The organism is Sphingopyxis sp. Root1497 (assembly GCF_001427085.1).
Lineage (GTDB): Bacteria > Pseudomonadota > Alphaproteobacteria > Sphingomonadales > Sphingomonadaceae > Sphingopyxis.
The window spans coordinates 510,988-534,764 of the sequence record NZ_LMGF01000005.1 but is presented as its reverse complement, the minus strand read 5'-3'; the positions used below and the strand labels follow the sequence as shown (position 1 = coordinate 534,764).

Annotated in this window: 24 protein-coding genes, 2 tRNA genes and 1 pseudogene; 11 read left to right on the top strand and 16 right to left on the bottom strand. The window is 64.7% G+C overall.

Annotation, left to right across the window (positions count from 1 at the left end; all coding sequences use genetic code 11):
• The first annotated feature begins 91 nt into the window (after positions 1-91).
• Positions 92-1,378 (top strand): MFS transporter, encoded by a 1,287-nt coding sequence (locus ASD67_RS17045; RefSeq protein ID WP_056349863.1) that lies wholly within the window; start codon positions 92-94, stop codon positions 1,376-1,378.
• 304 nt (positions 1,379-1,682) lie between these two features.
• On the opposite strand, the gene ASD67_RS23765 is transcribed toward ASD67_RS17045, so the two are convergent.
• The 4 genes and pseudogenes from ASD67_RS23765 to ASD67_RS17030 all read right to left on the bottom strand — a co-directional run bounded on the left by ASD67_RS23765 (position 1,683) and on the right by ASD67_RS17030 (position 3,981).
• The gene (locus ASD67_RS23765) at positions 1,683-1,838 is read right to left on the bottom strand and encodes a type IV toxin-antitoxin system AbiEi family antitoxin domain-containing protein (protein WP_235535711.1); all 156 of its coding nucleotides are present in this window, start codon (positions 1,836-1,838) and stop codon (positions 1,683-1,685) included.
• 167 nt (positions 1,839-2,005) lie between these two features.
• A pseudogene (locus tag ASD67_RS23760) lies at positions 2,006-2,272 on the bottom strand (ParB/Srx family N-terminal domain-containing protein); the annotation flags it as partial.
• Between the two features lie 198 nt (positions 2,273-2,470).
• The gene (locus tag ASD67_RS17035) at positions 2,471-3,697 is read right to left on the bottom strand and encodes a tyrosine-type recombinase/integrase (RefSeq protein ID WP_056349859.1); all 1,227 of its coding nucleotides are present in this window, start codon (positions 3,695-3,697) and stop codon (positions 2,471-2,473) included.
• 198 nt (positions 3,698-3,895) lie between these two features.
• A tRNA-Tyr gene (locus tag ASD67_RS17030) sits at positions 3,896-3,981 on the bottom strand.
• A 78-nt stretch (positions 3,982-4,059) separates the two neighbouring features.
• Between ASD67_RS17030 and rlmB the strand changes: the two genes are divergently transcribed.
• Entirely contained in the window at positions 4,060-4,827 is a 768-nt protein-coding gene (gene rlmB, locus ASD67_RS17025) for a 23S rRNA (guanosine(2251)-2'-O)-methyltransferase RlmB (RefSeq protein ID WP_056349858.1), read from the top strand.
• Between the two features lie 113 nt (positions 4,828-4,940).
• Here rlmB and ASD67_RS17020 read toward each other — a convergent pair whose 3' ends face one another.
• Positions 4,941-5,255 (bottom strand): 2Fe-2S iron-sulfur cluster-binding protein, encoded by a 315-nt coding sequence (locus ASD67_RS17020; protein WP_056352068.1) that lies wholly within the window; start codon positions 5,253-5,255, stop codon positions 4,941-4,943.
• 102 nt (positions 5,256-5,357) lie between these two features.
• Between ASD67_RS17020 and ASD67_RS17015 the strand changes: the two genes are divergently transcribed.
• From ASD67_RS17015 to ASD67_RS17005, 3 genes are all read left to right on the top strand, one after another.
• Positions 5,358-5,975, top strand: a complete 618-nt coding sequence (locus ASD67_RS17015) for a DNA-3-methyladenine glycosylase family protein (protein WP_056349856.1) — start codon at positions 5,358-5,360, stop codon at positions 5,973-5,975.
• A gap of 140 nt (positions 5,976-6,115) precedes the next feature.
• Entirely contained in the window at positions 6,116-6,517 is a 402-nt protein-coding gene (locus ASD67_RS17010; RefSeq protein WP_056349855.1) for a ketosteroid isomerase-related protein, read from the top strand.
• Positions 6,514-7,098 carry a GNAT family N-acetyltransferase gene (locus ASD67_RS17005; protein ID WP_056349852.1) on the top strand — a complete coding sequence of 195 codons (585 nt, stop codon included), beginning with the start codon at positions 6,514-6,516 and terminating at the stop codon, positions 7,096-7,098. Before ASD67_RS17010 ends, ASD67_RS17005 begins: the two co-directional genes overlap by 4 nt.
• 10 nt (positions 7,099-7,108) lie before the next feature.
• On the opposite strand, the gene ASD67_RS17000 is transcribed toward ASD67_RS17005, so the two are convergent.
• From ASD67_RS17000 to ASD67_RS16990, 3 genes are all read right to left on the bottom strand, one after another.
• Positions 7,109-7,933 (bottom strand): DUF4253 domain-containing protein, encoded by an 825-nt coding sequence (locus ASD67_RS17000; RefSeq protein ID WP_200938054.1) that lies wholly within the window; start codon positions 7,931-7,933, stop codon positions 7,109-7,111.
• A gap of 118 nt (positions 7,934-8,051) precedes the next feature.
• Positions 8,052-9,620, bottom strand: a complete 1,569-nt coding sequence (gene tig / locus ASD67_RS16995; RefSeq protein ID WP_056349849.1) for a trigger factor — start codon at positions 9,618-9,620, stop codon at positions 8,052-8,054.
• An 88-nt stretch (positions 9,621-9,708) separates the two neighbouring features.
• Positions 9,709-9,793, bottom strand: a tRNA-Leu gene (locus ASD67_RS16990).
• 159 nt (positions 9,794-9,952) lie between these two features.
• Between ASD67_RS16990 and ASD67_RS16985 the strand changes: the two genes are divergently transcribed.
• The 3 genes from ASD67_RS16985 (at position 9,953) to ASD67_RS16975 (ending at position 12,839) form a co-directional block, all read left to right on the top strand.
• On the top strand, positions 9,953-10,174 hold the full coding sequence (locus ASD67_RS16985) for a hypothetical protein (protein ID WP_056352064.1): 222 nt from the start codon (positions 9,953-9,955) through the stop codon (positions 10,172-10,174).
• Between the two features lie 106 nt (positions 10,175-10,280).
• Entirely contained in the window at positions 10,281-11,966 is a 1,686-nt protein-coding gene (locus tag ASD67_RS16980; protein ID WP_056349846.1) for an amidohydrolase, read from the top strand.
• Between the two features lie 102 nt (positions 11,967-12,068).
• Positions 12,069-12,839 carry a hypothetical protein gene (locus tag ASD67_RS16975; RefSeq protein WP_056349841.1) on the top strand — a complete coding sequence of 257 codons (771 nt, stop codon included), beginning with the start codon at positions 12,069-12,071 and terminating at the stop codon, positions 12,837-12,839.
• Between the two features lie 21 nt (positions 12,840-12,860).
• On the opposite strand, the gene ASD67_RS16970 is transcribed toward ASD67_RS16975, so the two are convergent.
• The 8 genes from ASD67_RS16970 to ASD67_RS16935 form a co-directional block, all read right to left on the bottom strand.
• The gene (locus ASD67_RS16970; protein WP_056349840.1) at positions 12,861-13,709 is read right to left on the bottom strand and encodes a hypothetical protein; all 849 of its coding nucleotides are present in this window, start codon (positions 13,707-13,709) and stop codon (positions 12,861-12,863) included.
• 5 nt (positions 13,710-13,714) lie between these two features.
• The gene (locus tag ASD67_RS16965; protein ID WP_156377759.1) at positions 13,715-14,395 is read right to left on the bottom strand and encodes a hypothetical protein; all 681 of its coding nucleotides are present in this window, start codon (positions 14,393-14,395) and stop codon (positions 13,715-13,717) included.
• Positions 14,396-14,405: 10 nt separating this feature from the next.
• Positions 14,406-15,263 (bottom strand): hypothetical protein, encoded by an 858-nt coding sequence (locus ASD67_RS16960; protein ID WP_056349836.1) that lies wholly within the window; start codon positions 15,261-15,263, stop codon positions 14,406-14,408.
• On the bottom strand, positions 15,260-15,697 hold the full coding sequence (locus tag ASD67_RS16955) for a hypothetical protein (RefSeq protein ID WP_056349833.1): 438 nt from the start codon (positions 15,695-15,697) through the stop codon (positions 15,260-15,262). The genes ASD67_RS16960 and ASD67_RS16955 overlap by 4 nt, the downstream gene beginning before the upstream one ends.
• Positions 15,698-15,864: 167 nt before the next feature.
• On the bottom strand, positions 15,865-17,331 hold the full coding sequence (gene gatB, locus ASD67_RS16950; protein WP_056349831.1) for an Asp-tRNA(Asn)/Glu-tRNA(Gln) amidotransferase subunit GatB: 1,467 nt from the start codon (positions 17,329-17,331) through the stop codon (positions 15,865-15,867).
• Positions 17,332-17,488: 157 nt separating this feature from the next.
• Positions 17,489-18,970, bottom strand: coding sequence for an Asp-tRNA(Asn)/Glu-tRNA(Gln) amidotransferase subunit GatA (gene gatA, locus ASD67_RS16945; RefSeq protein ID WP_056349829.1), 1,482 nt, complete (start codon positions 18,968-18,970; stop codon positions 17,489-17,491).
• Positions 18,971-19,092: 122 nt separating this feature from the next.
• Positions 19,093-19,395 carry an Asp-tRNA(Asn)/Glu-tRNA(Gln) amidotransferase subunit GatC gene (gene gatC / locus ASD67_RS16940; protein WP_056349827.1) on the bottom strand — a complete coding sequence of 101 codons (303 nt, stop codon included), beginning with the start codon at positions 19,393-19,395 and terminating at the stop codon, positions 19,093-19,095.
• A gap of 226 nt (positions 19,396-19,621) precedes the next feature.
• Positions 19,622-21,400: a DUF4153 domain-containing protein gene (locus tag ASD67_RS16935; protein WP_082545127.1), complete on the bottom strand. Its 1,779-nt coding sequence runs from the start codon at positions 21,398-21,400 to the stop codon at positions 19,622-19,624.
• Between the two features lie 207 nt (positions 21,401-21,607).
• Here ASD67_RS16935 and ASD67_RS16930 point away from each other — a divergent pair, with 207 nt between their 5' ends.
• From ASD67_RS16930 to ASD67_RS16920, 3 genes are all read left to right on the top strand, one after another.
• Positions 21,608-22,930 (top strand): DUF3089 domain-containing protein, encoded by a 1,323-nt coding sequence (locus ASD67_RS16930; RefSeq protein WP_056349823.1) that lies wholly within the window; start codon positions 21,608-21,610, stop codon positions 22,928-22,930.
• Between the two features lie 70 nt (positions 22,931-23,000).
• Positions 23,001-23,462 carry a Holliday junction resolvase RuvX gene (ruvX, locus tag ASD67_RS16925; RefSeq protein WP_056349821.1) on the top strand — a complete coding sequence of 154 codons (462 nt, stop codon included), beginning with the start codon at positions 23,001-23,003 and terminating at the stop codon, positions 23,460-23,462.
• On the top strand, positions 23,459-23,776 hold the full coding sequence (locus ASD67_RS16920) for a DUF1294 domain-containing protein (protein ID WP_156377758.1): 318 nt from the start codon (positions 23,459-23,461) through the stop codon (positions 23,774-23,776). The genes ruvX and ASD67_RS16920 overlap by 4 nt, the downstream gene beginning before the upstream one ends.
• Position 23,777 lies beyond the last annotated feature (1 nt).

The window sequence follows — 23,777 nt, the reverse complement described above, 5'->3', positions numbered from 1 at the left end:
GGGCGGCGCCCGCACATGCCTGCGCCTGCCGCGCCGCCTGTCGGTGCCGCCTCCCTTCGACGCGCGCGCCGTGCTGCCCGGTTGATGTCGCTTGACGACATCCGCACTTGCCAGAGCCGCGTCCGGACGGCTGAGCCCGCTGGGTAACGGCTGGGTTCTCGCGCTTCTGGTCGCAATTAACATCATCAATTATGCGGACCGCACGCTGGTCTCGGTCCTGGCCCCGGCGATCCAGCATGACCTCGATTTGTCCGACACGCAAATTGGCGCGATCACCGGTCTCGCCTTCGCGCTGACATATGGCGTGACCGGCCTCATTCTGGCGCGGCTGGCCGACCGCTTCGGTCACGGCCGCGTTCTAGTCGCGGCCGTTGCCTGCTGGAGTCTCATGTGCTTCGCCACCGCTCATGTCCGGTCCTTCTGGCAGTTGTTCGCGGTGCGCCTGGGACTCGGCATCGGAGAGTCAGGCGCCGGTCCAGCGTCGCTTGCGCTCATCCATGGAGCCTTTTCGGGCCGGACGCGGACTGCGGCCTTTGCCTTGTTTTCCGGGGGCACCACGGTGGGGATAGGAACCGGGGTCGCCGCGGGTGGCTGGCTCGGTTCGGAATATGGATGGCGCGACACTATGGCGATCATGGCGGTGCCAGGGCTGATCCTTGCCCTTCTCTTCGCCTTGACCGTCCGGGAACCTGCCAGGGCAGCAAGCAAGAGCGAAGAGCCGCCGCCCTCCCCGACGCAGGTCGCTCGTGAGATCTGCGACGATCCGCTGCGCCGCGCACTCACCATCTCGTACGCTCTTGCCGCCTTTGCCTATGCGGGCTTCGCGCAATGGGCACCGACTTTCTACATGCGCGTGCACGGAATGACCTTGCGCGAGGTTGGTTCTACCTATTCGATCAGTTCATCGGGCGGCGCATTCTTGGGCATCCTGGTGGGGGGAGTTGTCGTCGGACGGATTATGCAGCGCAGTATCGCGGCCGCCCTCGGCCTCTGCGGGGCTTTGGCTCTAGCGTCCGGAATCTTCGCCGTAGCAGCCTTTCTGGTCGACGGCCGCATCCTGTCACTCGCTTTCTTTACCCTGTTCGGCCTAGCGGCCGGCGCGACCTATGCCCCCACCATTGCCCTCTTCCAGGAACGGTGCGGCCCGCAGTCTCGCGCTTTCGCGGCTGCGGTCATGCTGCTGGTGGCCGTGATATTCGGGCAAGGCGGCGGACCCTTTGCGATTGGTCTCTTGAGCGACTTCTTCCGCAGCCACCAAGTCGCTGGGCCGCTCGAACTTGCATTGGTCGTTGCGAGCGTATCTCTCTTATTTTCTGCAGCACTCCTGTTTCGGGCCCGCGGTCATGCCTATCGAGAGCATGGACTTTCTGCAGGTTGAGACAAAGCACATTCGCTACGATCGCTACTTTGCTGCCGATGTTTTCAGATAAGGCCATGGGCGTACGCGCGTGCGAGCGCCGCGATGGCTTCAAGCTCCGGGAACACCGCCTGATCGAACCTTTCGGACGTATTGCGATATACAGGGTGGTCCGGGGTGCAAGTATTTGCTTATGAAAGCCAAGACACGATGCGCCAGCAGGTGACCTGAACGATCCTTCTGGTTACCCGGCAGGTCGACTATCTCGATCTCCGATCACTCGCCTATCACAATCTCGTTCGCGCCGAGTACCATATCTGCGCTTCTACGCTTCCGTTATGGTGACTAATGGTGAGCTGCCCCCGTTCGAGCTCGCTGCTCGGTAGACGCCGTGGCCTACTTGGACGAGCAACCCCTCCTTGCACATCATCCGCGGGTAATGGCGGGGAACGCCTATTTCCTCGAACTCCTTAGTTCTCACTATAACATTCTTCCGGGCCAGAGCCAGGGCCCGGTCTCGCAGGCTGATTTTTCGTACTCGCTGCCCAGACCTTTTTTCCGTTTTTTTGATGACCTTATCGATCGGGCAAACTTAGCCGGCCGTTCGATTTCCTCGCACCAGTAGTGCCCGCCTATGACGTCGTTGGGGAGCCGCTTCTGCTTCACCAGCAGTTGGAGAGCGCGGTAGCGTCGCCCGCCCGCCGGCACCTCAAAGTCACCGGTAGGGTTGCCTTCGCTATCGAGGATCGGGCGGACATTCAGGTTATGCAGCAACCCGCGCCGTGCGATGCTGTCGGCCAGTTCGGCAACTGACTGGCCGGGCTTGATCCGCCGAACATTTGCGTCCGAAAGCCTCAACCGGTCAAGCGGGATGGCCTGCGGTTGATCGAGCGTGATTTTTTGCTTGGAAGCCATGACTTATCTCCGCGACCGCCGACCAAGAGACTCTCTCTCGGCCTTCGAACCGTCGCGAAGCGCCCCTTCCCTCTTGCTCTCACCCGCGCGGTTGGGGGGAGGCAGGGAAGTGAGCTACCGTTCACAACAAGGATGCGAACTGCTTTGTGGCCCGCGATGATAACCACGTTTCGATGCTTGATAGGGAAAACGGCTCGTCTACTCCGCGTCTCCGCCTCCTGTCTGTTCCCCGTCGTCCTCAACAACTTTGCAGCCGAGGCAATAACTGCCCCACGCACCCATGAGCCTGACACGCTCGCCAGGCTTTTCCGCGGTCCCGAGGTAGGTCGTCCGACGGTAAGCGGCCTGCACTGCATCCGGCGTCTTGTGCGCAAGCGCCGCTTCCACAACGGCATCGGGGAAACCCTCGTTCGCCGCCCAATCGGTGAATGTCGACCGGAAGCCGTGGACATGAAAAGGCTCAGCCATGTCACGAAGGACTTTGAGCAGCGTCATATCGGACATATTCTTCCCACTCGCACCGGGGAAAATCACGTCTGTGTCCGGGAGCCTGAAAGCATGCGCTTTTGCAATCACTTCCAGCGCGGCATCGGACAGCGGCACGATATGCGACTTGCCACGCTTCATATGATCGGCGGGCACAGTCCATAGCCGCGCTTCGATGTCGAGTTCGTCCCAGGTCGCCAGACGCACCTCCTGACTGCGCGCACCGGTCAGGATGAGTAGTTCCAGCGCAAGCCTGCTGTAGGATGGCTTGCGCTGCAGTGCAGTGATGAAACCGGGCAAAGCCGCATATGGCATAGCCTTGCGATTCTCGGTTTTCTTGAGTTGCCGCGGCAAGCCACGCCCCGCTTTCAGGCTGCTATTACCTGAGGGAGCCTCTCGTGAACGCCAGCCCTTTGCATGCGCATAATCCAGCACGGTGCAGATCCGGTTGCGCACCTGACGGGCGGTCTCGGGTATCTCCTGCCAGATCGGCGTGAGCACGTTTATGATGTCAGCCGCGACAATCGCACCGGTCTGCTCGTCGCCCAGTTTCGGGAAGGCGTAATTCTCAAGGCTGGAAAGCCATTGGCGGGCGTAGATCTCGCTCTTCCATCCCGCCTCGTTCTCGGCGTGATATTGCCTCGCCGCTTCGCGAAACGTCACCTTGGCAGACGCCTCGTCCTTCCGCTCAGCCAATATGTCGCGCCGGTCGACCTTGACCGCCTTGCGAAGCTCGCCGGCCTTCTCGCGGACCTGCGCCAAAGTGAACATCTTCGCGCTGCCCAGTCCGATGTCTTGACGCTTACCGTCACGCTGCAGACGAAGGGTCCAAGATGCCCCTCCACGCCTATCGACCTTCAAAAACAAGCCGTCACCATCCTGATAGGTGCCCGGATTCGCAAGAGCGGCCTTGACTGCAACCGCCGTGAGTTTGCCCATGGGAATCTTCCCCCACACTTTCTCCCCACATTCTGGGGAACACGAGTGTGGGGGAAAGACAATCTTCCCCCACACTTCCCCCACACTACGCTCCGGCTGCAGGCAAATTGCCCCGGACGCATGCGGACGATGCGTGGATGATACGCTAGGTTTTCCGGGATTTCTAGGGGGTTCAGCGGACACCCTCGGATGGGAGGGTGGTGGACAGGGCTGGATTCGAACCAGCGTACGGAAACCCGGGCAGATTTACAGTCTGCTGCCTTTAACCACTCGGCCACCTGTCCATGGGGTCCGCTTTGGGAAGTGGCCCAATGGCGAAACGAGGCTTGCCTGTCAATGGCAGTCATGGGAAAGGCGCGGCCATGAGACAATTTTCCCGTCATCGCCGTACGCAGGGTCCGAGCACGCGCGGCCAGCCCATCCGTTTCTGGGGCCGCCACGCCGTCCTCGCCGCGCTCGCCAACCCCGAACGCACCGTCAAGCGCATCTGGGGCACCCGCGAAGCGCTGGGGCAGCTCGACCTGCCGCCGGTGATTCCGATCAGCTATGCCGAGGTCACCGACCTCGCGCGCCTCGTCGCGCGCGATGCGCCGCACCAGGGGCTGGTGATCGAGGTCGACCCGCTCGAGAGCATTTATCTTGGCGACCTGCTGCAGGAAGAGATCGATTCGGACAGCCGCCGTCCGATCATCGTCCTCGACCAGGTCACTGACCCGCATAATATCGGCGCGGTGCTGCGTTCGGCCGCCGCCTTCGATGCCGCAGCGATCGTCACGCAGGACCGCCACAGCCCGCCCGAAAGCGGCGTCATCGCGCGCTCGGCGTCGGGCGCGCTCGAAATCGTGCCGTGGATTCGCGTCGTCAACCTGTCGCGCGCGCTGGAGGAGATCGCCGAAGCGCAATATTGGCGCATCGGGCTGATGGGCGACACCGACACGACGCTGGGGTCGGTCTTGGACGGCAGCAAGGTCGCGCTCGTCCTCGGTTCCGAAGGCGACGGCATGCGCCACAATGTCATGGAACATTGCGACGTGCTGGCAAAACTGCCGATCTCGCCGCGCATGGAAAGCCTGAACATCTCGAACGCCGCGGCGGTCGCGCTCTACGCGGTCGCGACGGCGGGAGCGTAGCACCGGTAAACCCCGTCATTGCGAGGAGCGAAGCGACGCGGCAATTCAGAGCAGGCGGTAACCGCCCTGGATTGCTTCGCTTCGCTCGCAATGACGAGCGGTATGATTGAAGGTCAGTCTTCCGCCGCGATTCGCACCTTCAGCCCGTCCATCGCCTCGGTAAAGGGCAGCTGGCACGACAGGCGCGAGCTATCGTCACGGTCGGTGGTCGAATCGAGCAGGTCGTTCTCGTCCTCGCTCATCGCGGGCATCTCGCCGACCGCCGTCTCGACATGGACGTGGCAGGTCGCGCACGAACAGCAACCGCCGCACAGCGCGAGCAGTTCGTCGAACCCCGCGTCGCGGATATTTTCCATCACGGTCAGGCCGGTGTCGCCCTCGATCTCATGTTCGGTCCCGTCGCGCGTCACGACAATCAGCTTGGCCATGTGCATCCCCATATCGTTCGATTCGAGTGCGCTATGTCGCGCGTTGCGCGGCAAATCAAGCGCTGCTAGTTAGACAACTCGGAACAAAAGGAGAATATCGGCATGGGCCTGACCCAGCAGCAGCTAAACGCCGGAATCGACGCGCTCGCCGGGATCGAGCCGGGATTCGCGCGCGCGCTCGGCCATGCCGGCTATCCCGAGCCGCGCATCCGCACCCCCGGCTACACCACCCTGCTGCGCACGATCGTCGGCCAGCAGGTCAGCGTCGCCGCCGCGAACTCGATCTGGAACAAGCTCGAGGCGGCGTTCGGCGAGGGTTGCCCGGTCGAGGTGATGGCGGCCGCCGAATATGACGCGCTGCGCGCCTGCGGCCTGTCGGGACAGAAACAGGGCTATGCGAAAAGCCTCGCGCAACTGATCCGCGACGGCGAGTTGCAATTCGACGCGCTCCCCGCCGACGACGAGGAGGCGATCGCCTTGCTCACCAAGGTCAAGGGCATCGGGCGCTGGTCGGCCGAAATCTACCTGCTCTTCGCCGAAGGACGCCCCGACATCTGGCCCGCCGGCGACCTCGCGGTGCAGGAAGCGGTGGGTCGCATCATGCAGCACGAAACCCGCCCGAGCGAAAAGGCGATCCGCGAGATCGCCGAAGCCTGGCGCCCTCACCGCGGCGCCGCGGCGATCTTCAGCTGGCATTGCTATAATATGGCGGTGATTTAGCGCCGAAATATCACAAACTTCGTCATTGCGAGGACCCCGGACTTGATCCGGGGGACGCCGCAATCCAGCGTTGCCTGGCACCGCCCTGGATTGCTTCGCTTCGCTCGCAATGACGAGCTTGAAATTGGGACCGAATAGCCATGACCACGACCCGCGACATCGTCACCGCTTATTATGCCGCGTTCAACGCAGGCGACACCGACGCGATGCTGGCGCTCGTCGCCGACGATGTGCGCCATCACGTCAACCAGGGCGAACCGCGCCATGGCAAGGCGCTGTTCGCCGACTTCAACGCGCATATGACACGCTGCTACCGCGAACGGCTCACCGACATGCTGATCTTTGCCGAGGGCGAGCGCGCCGCAGCCGAGTTCATCGTCAATGGGACTTATCTCGGCACCGACGACGGCCTGCCCGAAGCGACGGGCCAGACCTACCGCCTGTCCGCCGGCGCCTTCCTGTCGGTGAACGCCGAGGGGCGGATCGACCGCATCACCACCTATTATAATCTCTCCGACTGGCTGAAACAGGTCGGCGCATGACGGTCACCGTCGCGCCGGTCACGGGCGGCGCCCTCGCCGACGTGCTGCCCGCGCTCGCGCGTCTGCGCATCACGGTGTTCCGCGACTTCCCCTATCTCTACGATGGCGACCCCGCCTATGAAGCCGCCTATCTCGCCGATTTCGCGGCCGCCGCGGGCGCCGTGATCGTCGTCGCTCGCGACGGCAGCGAAATCGTCGGCGCCGCCACCGCGGCCCCGCTGGCGACGCAGGACAAAGCCTGGCGCGCGCCGCTCGCCGCCGCCGGCTTCGACATCGCCCGCACCTTCTATTTCGGCGAATCGGTGCTGCGCGGCGAATATCGCGGCCGTGGCATCGGTCACGCCTTCTTCGACCACCGCGAGGCGCAGGCCCGCACGTGCGGCGCCACCGCCGCCGCCTTCTGCAGCGTCATCCGCGCCGCGGATCACCCTGCCCGCCCTGCCGATCACCGCCCGCTCGACCCCTTCTGGCACGGCCGCGGCTATGCGCCGCTGGCGGGCGTCACGGCGTGGTTCGACTGGAAGACCGTCCGAGGCGGGGAAGAGCGGCACGAATTGCAATATTGGACGCGTCAACTCTGACAGCGGGCGATCAATCCCACCAGAAATACCACCAGTCCGACGCCATCAATCCCGCCGCGAGCGTCGCAATGTCCTCGACACCCTGATCGACGATGTCGGCGCAATAGGCATATTGTTCGCGCGCCAGTGAAATCGCTTCTTCGCGGGTCGCGGGGCGGCGCTTCACCCGCATATTGATGACGTCGCCGGTGATCCCGACGATCTCGGCGCCATAATCCTCGCCCCAGCGCCGCATCGCCGCGACATGGATTTCGGGCGGCGGGCAAGCGTTCCATCCACCCCATTTCAGATAGGCGGGCACTTCGAAGGACTGCACGGTGGGCAGGAGCAGGATATGCGCGTGCGGATAAGGGCGCCGGGTCAATATGTCCTCGGCAACGGTGAGCCCCGTTTCCTGCGGCGGCACCGCAGGCCAGTCGCCCAGGTCGGCGACATAGTCCTCATCTTCGGGGCCGAGTTCGGGATGCGCCTTCAGATAGCCGTGCCAGTCGGCCTTCTCCTTGTCTCGCAGGTCCCACAAACTCTTGGGATGCGCGAGCTTCGCCGCCGCCGCCAGCGTGGTCGCGGCCGGTGGCAGGTCGGTCATCGCCATCTGGTCCGCGATGCGGGCCAGATCCTCGTCCCCGCCGACGATTACTGGCCAGACGTCGGGCCGCGCCGTGCGCAGCGCGTCCCAGCGCGCCATCGCCTGCGCCCCGGGCACCTCGATCCGTTCATAGGGTATCGCTTCGATCGCCTTCGCCTCCTCGGGCTGCCAGCGCGGCGCGGGCGCGGGTTCGGCGGCGCGCGTACAGGCGGGCAGAAGCGCCAGCAAAGCGGCCCCCTGTGCGATCATCGCGCGGCGCGAAAGCCCTGATCGCTCGATCCCCATCTCGCATCCCCCGCATTCCGGACACGAAAAAGGCCGGCAGGACCCTGTCCTACCGGCCTTTTTCAGCGACGGCCAGACCGTCTTATTTCTTCGCCGGAGCCTTCTTCGCGGCCGGCTTCTTGGCAGCCGGCTTTTCCTCGGCTTCGGCCTTCGGAGCAGCGGCCTTCTTCGCCGGAGCCTTCTTCGCCGGCGCCTCGGCAGCGGCTTCTTCGGTCACCGCGTCCTTCTTGGCGGCGGGCTTTTTCGCCGCCGCCTTCTTGGCGGGCTTGGCGTCGTGGTCATGATCGTGACCGCAGCCCGGGCCGTGAACGTGGCCACCATCGTCGTCGGCTTCGATCGCCGCTTCGATTTCTTCGCGGGTCACTTCGCGATCGCTGATCTCGGCCTTTTCGAACAGGAAGTCGACGACCTTGTCCTCATAGAGCGGCGCGCGGAGCTGGGCCGCGGCGAGCGCGTCCTGCTGGACATATTCCAGGAAGCGCTGGCGGTCTTCAGGGCGATATTGCTGGGCCGCCTGGCTGACCAGGCGCTGCATTTCCTGCTGGCTGACCTGGACGCCATGGGCCTGGCCGATTTCCGAGAGGAGCAGGCCGAGGCGGACGCGGCGGACGGCGATCGAACGATATTCGTCCTTGTCCTTTTCGAGCTCGGCCTTCGCCGCCTCGACGTCTTCCTCGTGGCTCGCTTCATGCTCGAGCTGCTGCCAGATCTGGCCGAATTCGGCCTCGACCATCGTCGGCGGCACTTCGAAGTCATGGCTCGCGGCGAGCTGGTCGAGCAGCTTGCGCTTCATATGGGTGCGGGTCAGGCCGTTCAGTTCCTGCTCGACCTGGTCCTTCATGATCTCCTTGAGCTTGTCGAGGCTCTCGAGACCCAGCGATTTGGCGAACTCGTCGTCGATCTTCGACGCGGCGGGAACCTTCACTTCCTTCACCGTGACGGCGAATTCGGCGTTGGCGTCCTTGAGGTCCGCGACCGGATAATCGGCGGGGAAGGTCACCTTGACGATCTTGTCGTCGCCGACCTTCACGCCGACCAGCTGGTCTTCGAAACCGGGGATGAGCTGGCCCGAACCGATTTCGACCGCCATGTCCTCGCCGGTGCCGCCGTCGAAGGCGACGCCGTCGACCGACCCTGCGAAGTCGATGATGACCTGGTCGCCGGTTGCGGCCTTCTTGGTCTTCGGCGCCTCTTCGAAGCGCTTCATCTGGGTGGCGAATTCCTCGATCTTGGCCATGACCGCGGCATCATCGGCGGGCACCGTCAGGCGCTCGAGCTTCAGCCCGTCGATCGACGGGGTCTCGATGACCGGCAGCACTTCGAGCGCGACGGTGATCTCGGCGTCCTTGCCGGTCTCATACCCCTCGTCGAGCGTGACCGCGGGCTGCAGCGCGGGGCGCAGCTTTTCGCTGGTCATCAGGTCGCGAACGCCGGCTTCGATCGCCTTGTTCAGCGCGTCGGCCGACAGTGCGGCGCCGTGCATCTTGCGGATCAGGTTCGCCGGCACCTTGCCGGGGCGAAAGCCGGGCATGCGCACCGTCGGGGCAATGCTCTTCACTTCGTCATCGACGCGGGCATCGATATCCTTGGCGGTGATGGTCACGCGATATTCGCGCTTCAGGCCTTCGTTCAGCGTTTCGACGGTCTTCATTGCCTTGGTCTTATCCTTGCTCAAAATCTCTATCCGAACCCCGTCTCGACGACGGCGTTCCCCATTTCCGTGCCTCTGCTCGCGAAGATGGTGCGGGCGAAGGGACTCGAACCCCCACATCTTGCGATACTGGTACCTAAAACCAGCGCGTCTACCAATTCCGCCACGCCCGCTTGAGAAGCTTCGGCCGGATGCACGAATACGCGCGAAAAAGCCGCGCACGCCCGTGCGGGCCGCGCGGCGCTATAGCAGACGGACGGATGAGGGCAAGGCCCGCAACGCAGCCGGAACGTCGGGGCGTGCCGGACGTTGGTCGGCTAAGGAGACGAATGATGACAAGCTATAGCGCCAGCCTGCACGTCCATGCGGCCGACCCGCTGCCGAAGCCCAAGCCCGACACGATCGAACCGATGGCGCCGCCCGAACATCCGGTCCAGCCGACCCCGCAGGAGGACCCCGCCGGCCAGCCGCTCGAAATTCCCGGGAGCCCCGGTGGCGGCGATATCGACCAGCCGGGGCGCGGCCCCAGCGAAGTGCCGCCGCAGCAGATATAGAGGCCACCCCCGCCTGTTGCACAGCGATCGGGCGGAGAGAAAATTAGCAAGCGAACCACTTGACCCACCCCCTCTCCCGCCGCCACGATGCGGGCGGGGAGAGACGATGATGAAAATATCGACCGGGGCATTTGCCCTGATGCTCGCGGCGCTGGCGGCACCCGCCATTGCGCAGGACGCCACGATTTACCGTGGCGGCCCGATCGTGACGATGGACGGCGATACACCGCAGACAGTGGAGGCCGTCGTGACCAAAGACGGCAAGATCGCCTTTGCCGGGTCGGAAGCGGAAGCGCGCCAGGTCGCCGGGCCTGCTCCCGCGGTCCATGACCTCAACGGCGCGACCATGCTCCCCGGCTTCATCGACGCCCATTCGCATTTCACGGCGGCGACGATGAGCGCGGGCGGGCTCGACCTGCGCGACAAGGCGCACGCAGGCGTCACCGACATTCCCGCATTGCAGGCCGCGATACGCGACTATGCGAAATCGTTTCCCGCCGACCGATGGATCGTCGTCTGGCAATATGATCATGAAACCCTCGCCGAAAAGCGCCACATTACCTGCGCCGAACTCGACGCGGTCGCCGCCGACCGGCCGATCGTCGTGCTCCATGTCTCGCTTCATGGCGCGGTCGCGAACAGCGCCGCGCTCAAGGCGGCGGGCATCGATGAAACCACGCCCGTCCCGGCAGGCGGCATCATGCTCCGCGACGACGCGGGCAAGCTCAACGGCGTTCTCCTCGAAAAGGCGATGTATCTGCTGTTCGCCAAAATGCCGCAGCCGACGGCGGAACAGAAGCTCGCGGCGCTCGACGCTGCGCAAAATGCCTATTTCGCCGAAGGCTATACCCATGCGCAGGACGGCGCGACCCAGCCCCCCGACATCGCCTTCCTGACCAGCCCCGCCGCGCGCGAGCGGCTGAAAATCGACCTTGCCCTCCTGCCCTTCTCCACCGGCCTCGATGCGCTGCTCGCCGATCCGGCGGTCAAATTCGGCGTCTATCAGGACCATGTGAAGCTGCAGGGGATCAAATTCGTCCTCGACGGATCGGTCCAGGCGCGCACCGGCTATTTCACCCGCGACTATCAGCGCGGCAGCCCCGACGGCTCGCACCCCTGGCACGGCCAGCCCGTCCTTTCCGATGAGGAATTCTGCACCCAGGCGCGCAAGGTCCACGATCGCGGCTGGCAGATCTTCGCCCATGCCAATGGCGACGCGGCGATCGACATGGCGATCCGCTGCTTCGACGCGCTCGGCATCAAGGCCGCCGACGATCGCCGCCCGATCGTCATCCATTCGCAGTTCCAGCGTCCCGACCAGCTCGCCGCCTACAAGCGCATCGGCGTCGGTCCCGCCTATTTCTCGAACCACGCCTGGTATTGGGCCGATGTCCACCGCACCAATTTCCCGAAAGAGGTCGTCGATTTCATCAGCCCCTTCCGCTCGGCGCGTGCGGCGGGCCTGACGCCATCGAACCACAGCGACTACAGCGTCACCCCGCTCGACACGCGCTTCATGCTCTGGACCTCGATGGCGCGCGTCTCACCGACCGGCGTCGTCAGCGGCCCCGACGAGCGGCTGGGCGCCTATGAAGCGCTGCAAGCGCTCACCACCGCTCCCGCCTGGCAGGTCTTCGAGGAGAAGCGCAAGGGCCGCATCAAAGCCGGCCTGCTCGCCGACTTCGTCGTCCTCGATCGCAACCCACTGACCACGCCGGTGGACGGCATCAAGGCCATCAAGGTCCTGGAAACCATCAAGGAAGGCCGCAGCGTGTGGCGGGCGGAAAAATGACGCCAAAATGATAGCGTTCGACCCGCGTCGCCGCGCGGTAACATTTTGGGGCGAGACGCTTTTCTGATAAGCTTGATCATGCCTCGCAACAGGAGACACGCCATGCGCTCGCCTCTCGCCATCCTGCTTCTCGCCTCCGTCGCCCTGCCCATCGCCGCCTCGGCCCAGCCGGCGTCCGATGTCGCCGACCTCGTCGGCGCGCGCGCCGCGGGCGGCGAAACCCAGTTGCTCGCACGCGGTTATGAATCGCGCCATTCGACCACCGTCGGCGAGCAGCGCTACACCTTCTGGTGGAACCAGCGCACCGGCCGCTGCCTGTCGGTATCGACCGTCGACGGCCGCTATGGCGCGCTGATCGCGGTACCCCCCGAAAATTGCGACAATGGCCCGCCGCGCGATGCCTATGCGCCGCAACCGCACAGCTATGAACGCCCCGCCGAAAGCGGCTATCGCGACCCCGGCTCGCTCGTCCTCGTCTGTTACGGCGCCGGCACCCGGCCCACCGTCGATGTCAAACCGACCTACAAGTGGAACCCGTGGGACCATAAGTGGGAATGGAGCAACCAGGTCGGCAATAGCGCGCAGGGCTTCACCAGCGACGTCCAGATAGAACTCTACGGCGATCAGGGGCGTATCCACCTCGGCCCGAAGCTCGTCGCGCCGATCCACAGCGGCGACGATCATGGCTGGTGGGACCTCGACAACCTCGTCGTCACCCCCGACCGCATCACCGCCAGCTATCGCATCAACGGGCTCAACAAGCCGAAGCTGACCGTCGACCGCCGCTCGGGCCGGATCACGATCAACGCGATCACCAATTTTTCGGGCCAGTGCGACAGCGGCGACTGGGGCGCGGGCCAGCGGCGTTTCTAGGGTCCAAGCCCCCTTGGCCGCTTAGCCTTCGATACCCGCCGCCGCGACGGGTGCCGTTTCGGCCGTTCCGGCATCCGGCGTCGCGACCGCGGCAGCCTCGGCCTGCGCCTTCAGGTCGATAACCCTGTCGCGGTCATAGGCGAGGATGCCGGCGACCCGTGGCATGCGGCCGATGGCAAGGCCGAAAAAATTGTCGAGCTTCCCATGGGCGCGGAAGTCCGCCTGTTCGTTGGGATAGGATTGCAGGGAAACGGGCAGGCCAAAGGCGAGCATCCCACTGGGAAAAAATTTCCCGGTGTCGGTGATCCTTCCCGCCTTCACCTCGAACGAGACCGTACCCATGCAATAACAGGTTCCGCTCAAGCCGTCCCGTCCCTTGGAAACCGGGCCATAATAGGCATAGCGCCCCGGCTCCACGCGCAACAAATAGCTGTAGCTCTGCGGGCTTTCGGTCGAGGCGGAGATATGCAGACCATAGAAAACCGGATTGCGTTCTTCGATGGGTCCGATCGAGAAATTCTCCGGCGTCGGCTCGATCGGCTTTTCCGGCAACTTTTGCCCCTTGCCGTGGGCGAGGCGGGTGCGAAACTCCCAATCCTCCAGCTTGGCGGGATATTTCTGCTGAACAACAGCCAGCGCCGCCGCCCATTCCGCTTCGTATCGGGCGATCGCCGCTTCATCGGGCAAAAGCAGCAGCACGCCGCCTTGCGGAATCGGACTGCGAATATAGACATAACCGCTCTCCGGCTCGATCTTTTCCTTGCCCGACAACAGGTCCCGCTCCTGGATCGTGTCGGCATAGCCGGCCGGCTTCGCGCAGGCGATCGACGAGACGGCGACCGCCACAAACGCCAGCGCGGGCGTCACCATACGGATCATCGTATCAGAACCTCCGCCGTCGGCTTGGGACCGGACGCCACCCGCGCCTGTTTCATCAGATAGGCGGTACGCTTGTCGTCATCGACGCGATTGAAGCCTTCCTCGAAATGAAAGGCTTGCCAGCGCTCCCTTTCCAGGCCGTAACGGTCATATCCCTTATATCCCATGCAATTGCGCATATTGAGCCGCCGAATCTTGCGACGTTCGGTCGACCCAAGGATCGCGTCGTCGATTGGCGAGGCGATCACGGCGCCCAAAGCACCGGCAAGTCCATATTGGGTGACATAGTAATTCGCCATGAGCGGATCCTGCCTCGCATAGTAGCTGAGCCCGCTGGCCAGCGCATCGCATTCGCTCAGATCGTTGAAGGCAGTATCGAAATCCGTGCCGTCGCGATGGAAATAGAAATATTTGTCATATGTCTTGATATCGTCGGGCGTTGCCGCGAACGCAGTATCCGGCATGGCGACCGCCGCGACTTCCTCGGCGGAGAAGGCCCGCATCGGGGGCGGCGGCTTGATCGCCTGCGCGTAACCCACCGATGGCGTTATCGCCAGACAGATCGCCGCGATCGCGACCGATAGATGGAAATTCCGCATTTCACCCCCACATGCGCACCGATCATCGACCCCCACCGGTCCGCTGAGTGCCTTCCCGGCCTCATCGACCAACTGCAAATGGCCTTGGCTATTTGGCCGCCGCTGCCGACGCAGCCTTTTGCGCGGCGCGTTTGCGCGCCGCTTCCACCCGGTCGGGCGGGTTCATCTTGTCGATGGCGGCCAGGGCTTCGGCTTGCGTCATCGGCGGCGCGCTTTCCATCGGGGGCAGGCTTGCCGCACGATTGATCAAGCCTTGGCATCGGTTTTCCATGCGGAAATCGGGTGAGAGCGCCGCCTTGGATACCGGGAAGCCGGCGAGTTCGGCGGGAAGCGCCGGCGTGCTCTCAGCAGGCGCGGCGAACAGCGCGGTCGACATGACGATATTCATCATCGTCCCGAATTCGACGAGATCCTGCGACAATGTGACGCCGGCAAGTTGCGGAACGGCGGACTTTCCATCTTCGCGAGCCGTCCACAGGCTCCCGATATCGGCGACTTCGCCCTGCTTGACCTCGAATTGATAGGTGCCGAGTGACAGGCAGGTTTCGCCGACGTTCGAAATGATCCACTGACCGGGATAGGCCGACAGCAAATAAACCGACTGGCCATCGACTTCCCCGAAACTGCGTCCGGCGTTCACGACAACCAGCACCGTCCGGTCGAAATTGGGCACGGCGGCTTCTTCGTCGCCCGGTTCGAACGGCTTGCCGGTGGCGGCGTTGATCCGGACGAACGCGACGGGAGTGGGCTTTTCGCTGGCGTTGCTTGGACCCATGCGAACGAGGATATAGCCCAATCGCGGATCGAGCTTGATCTTTCCGGGCTTCAGCGGCTCCAGCTTGATCTTCGGAACCTTCGCCGGCTTCTCGGCGGCGGAGGCCGTCGTCACCAGCGGACCAAATAGCATCGCGGCGACGGCGAGGCCGATTGCACTTTTCCTGATCATCGCGACAGTTTCTCCGTCGCGGGCACCGGCCCGCTGGCATAGGCGGCCATGCGCTCGACGACTTCGGCGCTCACCAGCCCATCATTGTCGAGGACGATATCGCCCTCGTTGACGAGCGTTTTCCACTGTTCCTGCGGCATGGCGTAACGATCGTAATTCATCATCCCCATGCATTTACGCATGGCGGCATTGCGCATCCGGAACCGGTCGATCTCCGCCATCCGGCCATTGATCATCGCGCCCAACAGCCCGCCGCTGCCGCCGTAACGGTCACGGAACGACAGGATCGGTCGCGCCTGACCGATGCAATAGATCAGGTCGCCGCGCGCCTGATCGATGGAAACCCCGGCCTTGTGAAACAGAAAGAATTTCGCGCGATCGTCGCCCGCATCCGCTTGCTCGGCCTCGGACTCAGGCGCGGCGGCCAGGGCCACCCCCGACCACGCCGGACATGACGATAAAAGCAGCAGCAACGCTGCCGCACCCGCTTTGCGACCCACTGAAAACCCCCGTTTTTCCCCAATAACGGCTTGCTATGACAGTTTTTGCGGGGAGACAAGGGCCTTTGCGGCCACTTTGCAACGAACCCTGGACCCTCGCGTCAGCCGAGCGCCTTCTTCAGCAGCTCGTTGACCACCTGCGGGTTCGCCTTGCCCTGCATCGCCTTCATCGTCTGCCCGACGAAGAAACCGAACAGCGCGTCCTTGCCGCCCTTATACTGCTCGACCTTGTCGGCGTTGGCGGCCAGGATTTTGGCGATCTCGGCCTCGATCGCGCCGGTGTCGCTCGTCTGCTTCAGCCCGTCGCGCTCGACGATCGCGCCCGCGCCGTCGCCGCTTTCGAGCATCTTCTCGAACACCGTCTTGGCGATCGTCCCCGAAATCGTGCCGTCGGCGACCAGGCCGAGCAATTCGCCCGCCTGCGCCGGGCCGACCGGGCAATCCTCGAAGCTCTTGCCGAGCCGGTTGAGCGCCCCGAACAATTCGCTCGTCACCCAGTTCGCCGCCGGGGCCGGCTTCGCGCCCGTCGCCAGCAGCGTATCGAACCACAGCGCGCTCTCGACCTCGGCGGTCAGCACATCGGCATTATACGGCGAAATCCCGGCCGCCAGATAGCGCGCGCGCTTGGCGTCGGGCAGTTCGGGCAGGCTGTCGCGGCACTCGGTCAGGAAATCATCGTCGAGGATCAGCGGCAACAGGTCGGGATCGGGGAAGTAGCGGTAATCATGCGCATCTTCCTTCGACCGCATCGAGCGCGTCTCGTTGCGGTCGGGATCGTAGAGCCGCGTTTCCTGCACCACCGTGCCGCCGCTTTCGATCAGCGCGACCTGGCGCTTCGCCTCGCCCTCGATCACCGCCATCACGAAGCGCACCGAATTGACGTTCTTGGTCTCGGTGCGCGTGCCGAATTCGTCGCCGGGCTTGCGCACGCTGACGTTGACGTCGGCGCGCATCGAGCCTTCTTCCATATTGCCGTCGCACGAGCCGACATAGCGCAGGATCGAGCGCAGCTTGCGCACATAGGCGCCGGCCTCGGCGGGCGAGCGCATGTCGGGGCGCGAGACGATCTCCATCAGCGCGACGCCCGAGCGGTTGAGGTCGACATAGGACATCGTCGGATGCTGGTCGTGCATCAGCTTGCCGGCATCCTGCTCGACATGGATACGCTCGACCCCGATCACCTTGGCCTCGGGCAGTCCGGCCTTTTCATCAGCCTCGATCGTCAGCGAACCTTCGCCGACAATCGGATGATAAAGCTGCGAAATCTGGTAACCCTGCGGCAGATCGGCATAGAAATAATTCTTGCGGTCGAACCGCGAATATTTGTTGATCTGCGCCTCGATCGCCATACCGGTGCGCACCGCCTGGCGGATGCACTCACGGTTCGGCACCGGCAGCATCCCCGGCATGGCCGCGTCCACGAGGCTCACCTGCGTATTCGGCTCGGCCCCGAACGCCGTCGCGGCGCCCGAGAACAGCTTGGCGTTGGTGGTGATCTGGGCGTGGACCTCAAGGCCGATCACGACCTCCCACTCGCCGGTTTCACCCTTGATGCGATAATCGCTCATCTCTCGTCTCTTCGATTTGAACGGATAATCTCGCGCCAAACCTTCCGCTTGTGCCGGGCACAATCCTGGTCGGTTAGCTGAGAATCCTTCTTTCCAGGTCCCGATAGGAGTTCGCCAATGGCCTGAATAGCCGCTTCGACGATTTCTCCTAATGCGCTCACCACCACTTCTCCGCCCGCGCCGTGAACCCGGCACGTTCTTCGATCGCCAGCCCGGCGTTCAGCACGCCCTGCTCGTCGAACGCCTTGCCGATGATCTGCAGCCCCAACGGCAGCCCTTCGCGGTTCAGCGCCGCGGGCACCGACATCGCGGGCAGCCCCGCGAGGCTCGCGGGCACCGCGAACACGTCGTTGAGGTACATCGCCAGCGGATCGGCCATCTTTTCGCCCAGCCCGAACGCCGCCGACGGCGCGGTCGGCGCGAGGATCACGTCGCACGCCCCGAACGCCGCCTCGAAATCGCGCGCGATCAGCGTCCGCACCTTCTGCGCCTGCGTGTAGTACGCGTCGTAGAAGCCCGCCGACAGCACATAGGTGCCGATCATGATGCGGCGCTTGACCTCGGACCCGAAGCCGTCGGCGCGCGTCGCGGCGTACATGTCCTGCAACCCCGCCCCATCGGGCAGGTCACGCAAACCATAACGCACGCCGTCATAGCGCGCGAGATTCGACGACGCCTCGGCGGGCGCGATGATATAATAGGCGGGCAGCGCGTACTTCGTGTGCGGCAGGCTGATCTCGACGACCTCGGCCCCCGCATCCTTCAGCATCGCGATCCCGGCATCCCACATCGCGTCGATGTCGGGATCGATACCCTCCAGCCGATATTCCTTGGGAATACCGACCTTCTTGCCCTTGAGATCGCCCGACAAAGCCGCTTCCCAATTGGGCACCGGCAGGTTCAGGCTCGTCGAATCCTTCGGATCGAAACCCGCCATATTCTCGAGCATGATCGCGCAGTCGCGCACGTCGCGCGCCATCGGCCCCGCCTGGTCGAGCGAACTCGCGAACGCGACGATGCCCCAGCGCGAGCAGCGGCCATAGGTCGGCTTGATCCCCGAAATGCCGGTAAAGGCCGCGGGCTGGCGGATCGATCCGCCGGTGTCGGTCCCCGTCGCCGCGGGGCACAGCCGCGCCGCGATCGCGGTCGAGCTGCCGCCCGACGACCCGCCCGGCGCGAGCGCCGCATTGCCGCCGTCCTTGCGCTTCCACGGGCTGATCACATTGCCGAAATAGCTCGTCTCGTTCGACGACCCCATCGCGAACTGGTCGAGATTGAGCTTGCCGAGCATGCCCGCGCCCGCGTCCCACAATTTCGCCGACACCGTCGACTCATAACGCGGCACAAAGCCTTCGAGCATATGGCTCGCCGCGGTCGTCTGCACGCCGTCGGTGCAGAACAAATCCTTCATCCCGATCGGCACCCCCGACAAGGGCTTCAGCGTCCCCGCCGTACGGTCGGCATCGGCCTGCTTCGCGGCGGCGAGCGCATGTTCGGGCGTCTCGACGATAAACGCATTGAGCGCTTTCGCGCCCGCGACATTGGCGCTGAACGCCTCGGCCACTTCGACGGCGCTGAAATCGCCCGCGCGGTGCCCGTCGCGGATCTGGGCCACCGTTAAATTCGTAAGATCAGTCATGTCTTTTCACCGTTCCCCGGCGAAAGCCGGGGCCCAGAGCGTCAAAGCGCTCAATTTTTCGTTTCTGGATCTCGGATCGGTCGCGGCTACGCCGCTGTCCGGGATGATCGAATGATGGACCATCATTCGATCACCTTGGGCACGCCAAAGAAGCCGTGCATCGCCGCCGGCGCGTTCGCCAGCACATCGTCGCGGCGGTTGCCGCCGGTCAGCGGGTCGGCGTCGATCACATCGTCGCGCAGCCGCAGCGTGTTCGGGATCACCGCGGTCATCGGCTCGACCCCGGTCACATCGACCTCGCCGAGTTGCTCGACCCAGCCGAGGATGCCGTTCAATTCGCCTTCCATCGCGGCGGCTTCCGCATCGCTGATCGCGATGCGCGCCAGCGACGCGATTTTCCTTACCGTTGCCTGATCGATTGCCATTCATCTTGCCTTTGCGGGAGAAGCTGCGCCGCTAGCATCCTGTCCGGCGCGCTTCAACCATGATCCTCCCTGTGGCGAAGCCATGGGGGAGTCGAAGACGGCGCGCAGCGCCAGCGGGACCGCGCCCGCAGGGCGTGGTGGAGGGGCAGCGACGGTGGCGCTAAAGCACCTCCGTCAGCGTTTCGCGCTGCCACCTCCCCATCGCTGCGCGACAGGGAGGATCAGATCACTCGAAATCCTCGCCGACCGGCTTGCCGTCGACAAAGACCTGCTGCCGCGTCACCGGTCGCACCTCGACGACCGCCTTCTCCAGCTCGTCGATCGTCAACCCCCGCGTCATGTCCCCCGACCGGAACGCGTCATAATCCTCGGACCATTGCTGCGTCTTCGCGTCGCGCTTCAACAGTCCGACATTGCCTCCGCGGCTGACCACCGCGATGCGGCTGTCGCCCAGCACATAGGCGATGCACGGCGCGGTCTTGCACTGGCCCTGCGCCGCCAGCGCGGCATAGGCCTCCGCCGGCAAGCTACGGCCCGCGGGGAAAATCCGGATCTTCTGCTCGATCGGCTTCGCGCCATAGACCATGTCGCTTTCGTCGATCGCACTACCCGATCCGTTCAATTCCCAGCGGTCCTTCGCCTTCAGCGCCCATTCGGCAAGGCCGGCGCGCGTCTTGTCGACCGACTTCGCCAGATCCTTCAGCGCCGCGCGCCCATCGGGTCCGAAATCGAACGCCAGCGCCGCCCAGTCGAATTTTTCCGACGCCACCGCGCCCGATTTCAGCCGCGCCACTTGGTCGCGCGTCGAAATCGCGCCGAAATCGACGATCGGCAGCGCGAGGAACAGCGCCAGCAACGTCAGCCCGATCGCCAGCTTCTGCTGCAACGGCCGCAGCACGTCATCAAAGCCCCGGCGCCCCTTCGCCACCGACCACAATCCCGCGACGCCATAGGCCAGCGCGATCATCGCCGCCACGACGCCCCAGATCCGCTCGGGGGTCCAGCCGTACTGGATCACCCGCAAATGCATCGAATAATAAGCGATCACCGTGAGCGGCAGCACCGCGACGACCAGCACCGCCGCCGCCACGCGCAACAGGCTATTGTTCGCGCGGTCGTCGGTGCCATTGCCGATCACCGCATTGGCGAGCAGCACAGCGAACGCCGCCACCGCCATCATCAGCGCCGCGGTCGAGAACCCCGAATCCCACAGCTTGGTCAGCCCGGTGCCGAGCAGCGACAGCAGGAACAGTAGCAGCGCCGCCGCCAGCACCGGCGCGAGCACCGCCAGCACGATCATCACCAGCCGCTGGAGCGTCGACACCAATTTGTCGCGCTCGCGCAGCAAACCCACCGCGCCGCCGAACGCCGCCCCCGCCAGCATCCACGGGAACCAGCCCTTTTCGAACAGAGTCATGACCAGGTCGATCCCGATCAGCTGGAACATCTGCCCGATCAGCAGCACCAGCAGGAAGGTCAGCCCGGTGAACGCCAGCGCCGCGGCGCCGATCACCGCGTCGGTCCATGCATGGCTGTGCAGCCGCTCGTAAGGCATCTCCCACAATTTCCAGAACCGCCAGTCGGGCGCGACGTCGCGCCGCGTCTGGAACAACGGCGTCGCAATCAGCACCGCCAGCAGCCCCGACCAGAAGGGCCATTCGAACACCGACGCGTTCACATTATAGCCGATCGACGTCCACACGATCAGCGCGATCACCGCGCCCCACAACAACGAAAAGCCCAGCGCCCAGTGCCAGCGACGCAGTTCGACCCCGAGCACGAAGACCAGCGTCGAAACCGTGAGGAACGCCGCGAACGCGTTGCGCCCCCGATCGAGGTTGGGTTCGTACCGCCAGTCGATCGTCAGGTGAAAGGCCAGCCCCGCGACCGCGCAAATCGCCGCCATGATCCACGGCCGCTGCGGCCAGGGCGCGTCGCTGTCGTCCAGGCGGTGCGACGGATGCGGCGAATCGGGCGCGGGCGCGCTTGCGGGGATGTCGGTCATTCCCCACATCTGGGCTTGTTTAAGCCGCGCGCGCAAGCCAGATAGCACGCGATGGCGCCGGACGACCGGACTGTTGTTTCCGTTCGTGTCGAGCGAAGTCGAGGCACCCCGCAGGCACGCGTCGCCGATGGGCATCTCGACTTCAAGCGATCCGAACGGGTAAAGAGGCGCCGAACCCCATCTCTCCCCGTCCCCAATGGAGCCCAAATGGCCCGCAAGTTCCTCTACCTCATCGCCGTCGTCATCTTCCTCATCCTCGGCGTCGGTCTTGCCTATCAATTCGCGCCGGGCTGGTTCGCGCGCACCGCGCTGGTGCCCAGCGCCGAATTCGTCGAACAGACCGCGGCGGCACCCAATGCCTATGATGATCCGAAAATGTGGTTCTCGCGCCCCGGTCTCGAAAACGACCCGTCGGACTGGCGCCCGCCCGCCGAGGGCGGCGAAGCCCGCGCCCCCGACAGCGCCAAGGCGGCGACCGACAAGCTGATCCCGCCCGCCAGGGCCGCCACCGCGGCCACACCGGCCGAAACCGCGTCGGCGGACACCGCCCCGCCAAAGGGCGACGCCGCGATCTTCTTTGTCCACCCGACCAGCTATTACAGCCGGTCGAGCTGGAACGCCCCGCTCGACGACCGCGACGCCAATTACCGCGCGACTTTGTTCATGCAGGGCATGGCGAGCGCGTTCGGCGATGCCGGCGAAGTCTGGGCGCCGCGTTATCGGCAGGCGACGCTCGGCGCCTTCCTCGCCGAGGACCGCGTCACCGCGGGCAAGGCGATCGACGCGGCGTATCGCGATGTCGAACAGGCGTTCGACGCCTTCCTTGAGGGCATTCCCAAGAACAAGCCGATCATCCTCGCGGGCCACAGCCAGGGCGCGCTCCACCTCACCATCCTGCTCAAGAACCGCATCGCGGGCACCCCGCTCGCCAAGCGCATCGTCGCCGCCTACATCATCGGCTGGCCGGTCAGCGTCGACACCGACCTCGCCGGCCTCGGCCTGCCCGCCTGCGAGACCCCCGAGCAAAAGGGCTGTATCCTCAGCTGGGCGAGCTTCGCCGAACCCGCCGATCCGTCGATGGTGCTGGGCGCCTATGACGGCACCGTCGGCTTCGACGGCCGCCCGCGCCGCGACACGCGCATGCTGTGCACCAACCCGATCACCGGCATCCCCGACACCGCAGCGAAGCGCAGCGCCAACATCGGCACGCTCAAGCCGATCGACGGGTTCAAGGGCGGCTCGCTGATCGCGGGCAAGATCGGCGCCCGATGCGACGACACGCGCGGCCTGCTGATGGTCGGCAATGCCGATATCGCCAAAGATTATGCGCCGAGCTACGTGCTGCCGGGCAACAACTACCACGTCTTCGACATCACCCTGTTCTGGGCGAACGTCCGCGCCGATGTGCTGCGGCGGCTGGCGACCTATGAAGGCAAACCCTCGCCGGTGCCGCCGGCGGCCGAGCCGGTAGCGGTACCTGCTGCTGCGACGCCCAAAACAGCTGTGGCCGAAGAGAAAGCCAGGTCCTGACCCAAGGCGCCCGCCCCTGATCCNNNGCGTGTCTCGACTTCGCTCGACACGAACGGGTAAAGGGGGCGCGATGATCACCACCGCCGCCCCCGATTTCGCCGCCACGCTGCCGAACGGCGGCCGCCTCATGGGCCTCGACGTCGGCACCAAGACCATCGGCGTCGCCGTCTGCGACGCCGGCTGGTCCTTCGCGACCCCCGACAAGACGATCATCCGCAAGAAATTCACCGCCGACCTCGCGACGATCCGGGCCTTCGTCACTACGCAATCGGTCGTCGGCCTCGTCGTCGGCCTGCCGCTCAACATGGACGGCAGCGACAGCCCGCGCACCCAGTCGACCCGCGCCTTCGCGCGCAACCTCCTCCCCCTCGCCCTGCCGATCCTGCTCTGGGACGAACGCTGGTCGACCGCCGCGGTCGAACGCGCGATGATCGCCGCCGACGTCAGCCGCGCCAAACGCGCCGAACGCGTCGACAGCGCCGCCGCCGCCTTCATCCTGCAGGGCGCAATCGACGCGCTCACGCGCGGATGACCCAATATATCGTCTACTGGCTGATCGCGGCCAACCTTATCGCCTTTGTCCTGATGGTGCTCGACAAGCAGAAGGCAGAGGCCGGCGACCGGCGCATTCCCGAAGCGACGCTCCTCCTCTGGGCCTTCCTTGGCGGGGCGTTCGGCACCGTCCTTGCCGCACGCCTCGTGCGCCACAAGACGCGCAAACAGCCCTTCGCAACCTGGATGCTGATCTGGCTCTGGCTCGACATCGCGCTGCTCCTGCTTTGGGCGACCGGATTCTTGCAGCCATGGGCCGCCACAGCACTTGCCTATTGGCGCGCCGCCTCTTAAA